Source organism: Micromonospora sp. NPDC049047 (assembly GCF_040649135.1).
GTDB lineage: Bacteria > Actinomycetota > Actinomycetes > Mycobacteriales > Micromonosporaceae > Micromonospora.
On the sequence record NZ_JBEZEY010000056.1, the window covers coordinates 1 to 1,351 of the forward strand.

General features: G+C 64.8%; 1 protein-coding gene. It reads left to right on the top strand.

Annotated elements, in window-relative coordinates; genetic code table 11:
• Positions 1-27 precede the first annotated feature (27 nt).
• Complete coding sequence (locus AB0B86_RS33495) at positions 28-1,314, top strand: IS256 family transposase (protein WP_357413801.1); 1,287 nt, start codon at positions 28-30, stop codon at positions 1,312-1,314.
• The last annotated feature ends 37 nt before the right edge of the window (positions 1,315-1,351 follow it).

The following is a 1,351-nucleotide window of genomic DNA, read 5'->3' on the forward strand; positions in this document are numbered from 1 at the left end:
GTTGTGCCTGGTGAGGAGGGTGCCGTGATGACCGCGACACTGAACGACCAGACCGGACGTAAGAAGCGACCCGAGCCGTCGGCGGAGGCGAGAGCCGCCGCCGAGCTGGTCCGGGCAGCTAAGGAACAGGGCCTGTCGTTGACCGGCCCGGACGGGTTGCTCAAGCAGTTGACCAAGACGGTCCTGGAGACCGCGCTCAACGAGGAGATGACCGATCATCTCGGCTATGAGAAGCATGAGCAGGCCGGTGCCGGGTCGGGCAACGTCCGCAACGGCAGCCGGTCGAAGACGGTCCTGACCGAGGCCGGCGGACCGGTGCAGATCGACGTGCCGCGGGACAGGGCAGGCACGTTCGAGCCTCAGATCGTCAAGAAGCGGCAGCGGCGCCTGTCGGGGGTCGACGAGGTCGTGTTGTCGCTGTATGCCAAGGGTTTGACGACCGGGGAGATCAGCGCGCACTTCGCCGAGATCTACGGCGCGTCGGTGTCGAAGGAGACGATCTCGCGGATCACTGACAAGGTGATCGAGGAGATGACCGACTGGTCGCATCGCCCGTTGGATGAGATCTACGCGGCGGTGTTCATCGACGCGATCGTGGTCAAGGTGCGTGATGGGCAGGTGGCGAACCGGCCGTTCTACGCCGCGATCGGGGTCACCCTCGACGGCGAGAAGGATGTCCTCGGGTTGTGGGCCGGCTCGGGTGGTGAGGGCGCCAAGTTCTGGATGAGCGTGCTGACCGACCTGCGCAACCGCGGCGTGAAGGACGTGTTCTTCCTCGTCTGCGACGGTCTGAAAGGCCTGCCGGAGGTCGTAACGAACGTATGGCCCCGGACCGTGGTGCAGACGTGCGTGATCCACCTGATCCGCAACACGTTCCGGCTCACCTCGCGCAAGTACTGGGACGAGATCAAGCGGGACATCAAGCCGATCTACACGGCCGTCAACGCCGACGCCGCCCGAGCGGCGTTCGACGACCTGGCCGACAAGTGGCGTGGCCGGTATCCGGCGGTGATCCGGTTGTGGGACAACGCCTGGGCGGAGTTCATCCCGTTCCTCGACTACGACCTGGAGATCCGCAAGGTCATCTGCTCCACGAACGCGATCGAGTCGTTGAACGCCCGCTACCGGCGGGCCGTGAAAGCCCGTGGCCACTTCCCCAACGAGCAGGCCGCGTTGAAGTGTCTGTACCTGGTGACCCGATCCCTGGATCCCACCGGAGCAGGCAGAACCCGATGGACGATGCGCTGGAAACCCGCCCTGAACGCCTTCGCCATCACCTTCAGCGACCGCTTCCCAGCCGCTGAAACCTACTAACCAAGATCGCCGGAAACACCGTTAGCGAGACAGCCCC